Origin of the sequence: Chamaesiphon sp. OTE_8_metabat_110, from assembly GCF_031382685.1 — a bacterium.
Taxonomy (GTDB): domain Bacteria; phylum Cyanobacteriota; class Cyanobacteriia; order Cyanobacteriales; family Chamaesiphonaceae; genus Chamaesiphon.
In genome coordinates, this window is sequence record NZ_JANMZA010000513.1 from 1 (window position 1) to 3,157 (window position 3,157).

The following is a 3,157-nucleotide window of genomic DNA, read 5'->3' on the forward strand; positions in this document are numbered from 1 at the left end:
GCTCAAGATGAGGCGTTATCGAGTATGGCGTTGAGTTTGATTATCGCTCAAGTTAATAAGGGTTATGGCTACCCCGTCGCCCTCGCTGAGGCGCACAATCAAGCCGTTGTCAGAGGTGCAGATCGATCGAGCTTTTTTGCCCTGCTCGAACGCGAACTAATTAAGACTGGCATCAAAAATGTGGGTACATCCTATAAGGAGACCAGAAAGCGCGGTAGTGTCGCTTAAGCTGTTGGATAGTGGATAGTGGATAGTGGATAGTGTTAATACTTAGGAGTAAGTTTTGAGAATATTTCATCAGTCTTGATGCCCCAGGGAAAGGTGTGAGTTTAAGAACTACTAAAAACGATAATTAATGGTTAAGTGTCAAAAAGTATATTTAATTGTTAGTAATGCTGAAGCAGGTACTTTAGAATCTTTACCAGCTACCGCCCAGATGGAAATTATCGATAGCGATCGTCTGATGCAAACTGACTTGCGGTTTAGCAAAGATGATAAAGTTTGTATTGCCTCAGAAGCTGCTCTCGATCGTACCATCTCCAGGATCGACGATCCGGTGCGGGTCAAAGCGATCGCACTCTTGAAAAACAAGTATGCCTTCAGACAAATCCTCGCTACTATCTATCCAAATTTCCAATATCAATGTATCCAAGCTCATCAAATTCCAGACCTGCAAATCGCGCAAAAATCGGTAATTAAGCCAGTCAAAGGTGTATTTGGTACTGCGGTCAAAATTATCGATCGCGATACCGATTTGACCGAATTAGCCACCACACTGCAAACCGAACTCACCAAAAATACCGCACTGTTTTCTCCGAGCGTCCTCTCGACTACAGATTTTCTGGTCGAGAGCTATATTGAGGGTGAAGAATATGCTGTCGATATGTTCTATGACTCTGGTGGAGCGGCTTGTATTGTGAATATTTACCATCATCCCCTACCGCTAAATCCCGCATATTTACACGTTATTTACTATTCTTCGCAAGCAGTATGCGATCGGATATATACCAAAGCCAAGCATTTTTTCACCGAACTCAATCAGATTCTCGGTGTCACAAATTTACCGATTCATGGTGAATTTAAGCTCGATGACGTTGGCGGAGCCTCTCTGAAGGAGAATCGCTTGATGCCGATCGAACTTAATCCATTGCGGTATGGGGGCATGGGACTAGGAAATCTAGTTTTTCACGCCTTGGGTGTCGATCCTTATGCCCATTTTGCTGAAGATCTCGAACCTGATTGGCAGCAAATCTGGCAGGACAACCAAACCAGCTTATTCGCATTTCTGTTTGCTTATAATGGTGCCAAGATCGATCGTAGTGATTATCGACCAAATCGCAAAAAACTCAAACAGCAATTCACCAAAATTATCCTCGAACGAGATTTTGACTACCAAACTCAGTTAGTGTTTAGTATCTATATTCTCCAAGAAACCAGCCAAAATTTAGCTAGATTATTGCAGACTGAATTTGATGATTTTTTTGAATTAATTTAAGTTTTTCTTAGATATTTGCCGCTGAAGACTAGCAACTAATTTGGGCTTGAGTGATTCTAATTCCTCTTTGAGCGATCGCTTGCTTTCCTTAATTTGACCGTGCGTAGCAGGGCTATTTTGGCTTTCTAACGACCATTCTTTGAGCAGTTGGATTTTGCGCAGTGGCACCCGCCCCTCGATCGTACAGACGCAGCGTTCGTCGCCCTCAAGGGCAAATAAGATCAAGCGATAGGCACCAGTTTGGGTGAGAATTTGCAGTGTTTTTTCGCCGATCGGTTTTTTGAGATCGAGATAGCAGGGCAACATCCGATGTTGTTGCTCGGTTTGGTAGAGCGTTGTCAGCCACAGTAGCATCGGATGGGGCGAACCCACGAATAAAAACTGCGAATGTGGCTTATTGTTGCGATATTTCTCGATGTCACTGCGCGAGAGCATGATCCACATCGTTGCCAATTGCGTATTTTGATGATCGATGAGCTGAGGAAAGACAATTTCGGCTCTGGGCTTATCTTTTGGCCATACACTTTGCAGGCAGATCGCTTCGACAGGGGTGACTTGGGCAGATGGGCGAACTTCGTTAGAAACGAAGCTATTGGATAGACTAGCAGATCGATCGGGTACTTGCTCGATCTGAGTCAGGATATTGAGTACTTCCGTGACACTGCTGGGACGTTGTGCGGCAGTTTTAGCCATGCACTGATTGACAATATCCATCAATGCTGGCGGTAAATCTAGTCTGGCTTTGACTTCGCTAAATGATTTGGGTTTTTGGTAGTGATGCGACTGAAACCATCCTTCAAAGGAACTGGCTTTGGGCTTGAGGGGGAGTTCCCCTGTGAGCATCTGAAACATCATGATGCCCAAACTGTAGATGTCTGCCCGATTGTCCAAGGTTTTGCCATCCATCTGTTCGGGAGAACAGTATGCTGGCGTACCCATAAAGCCAGTCGGCGAATCATCGGATTTGAGCAACGCAATCCCAAAGTCCAATACTTTGACTAATTCCCCGAGCGTGGCATCTTTGATAATAATAATATTGCTCGGCTTGATATCCCGATGGACGACTTGAGTGACATTCCCGTCGATCTCAATTCCATCATGGGCGCACTGTAACCCCAGACAAATTTGCCGCATGAAGCTAAAAAACTTCGGTAGTGGCATAGGTTTATTTTGCATCGCCTCCTTGAGACTTTCGCCCTTTAGAAATTCCATCACATAAAATGGCATTTCCTCATCATCGACACCATAATCGCGCACCTTGACGATGTGGATGCTCTTTTCGCCCAATAGCGCACTGATAGTGGCTTCGCGCATAAACCTGTCTCGCACCCGCTGGTTGATTTTGGAGCGCGACAAAAATTTGACGGCAACAATTACGCCCCCCAAAAGTGTATCTTTGGCTTGATACACTTGCCCCATCGAACCTTTCCCCGCGATCTCAAGTAATTGATAGCGTTGAACTAGTAAGCGACCATAGTATTCATCTCTCACGCGATCGACGCCTCCATGTCAGTCAATAAGGAGATTGCCAACACATTAATATTATTACCAGACTGAAGATAAAAATTGAACATTAAAACGAAAGCGATCGGGGGTACTAATTCCAGACCTCAGATAGGTCATGCTAAACAGACTAGGTGCCCAAATTAATCGGGTTAAACT

General features: G+C 44.6%; 2 protein-coding genes and 1 pseudogene. 2 read left to right on the top strand and 1 reads right to left on the bottom strand.

Annotated elements, in window-relative coordinates:
• Positions 1 to 228: pseudogene (locus tag RMO52_RS18620) on the top strand (nuclease); the annotation flags it as partial.
• 127 nt (positions 229 to 355) lie between these two features.
• Positions 356 to 1,495: an ATP-grasp domain-containing protein gene (locus RMO52_RS18625; protein WP_309739869.1), complete on the top strand. Its 1,140-nt coding sequence runs from the start codon at positions 356 to 358 to the stop codon at positions 1,493 to 1,495.
• Here the strand turns inward: RMO52_RS18625 and RMO52_RS18630 are convergent.
• Positions 1,487 to 2,986 (bottom strand): serine/threonine-protein kinase, encoded by a 1,500-nt coding sequence (locus RMO52_RS18630; RefSeq protein WP_310417236.1) that lies wholly within the window; start codon positions 2,984 to 2,986, stop codon positions 1,487 to 1,489. The genes RMO52_RS18625 and RMO52_RS18630 overlap by 9 nt on opposite strands.
• Positions 2,987 to 3,157: the final 171 nt, after the last annotated feature.

Excerpts from the sequence above, each read along its gene's own strand:
- RMO52_RS18625 (WP_309739869.1), top strand. The coding sequence starts at position 356 with ATGGTTAAGTGTCAAAAAGTATATTTAATTGTTAGTAATGCTGAAGCA.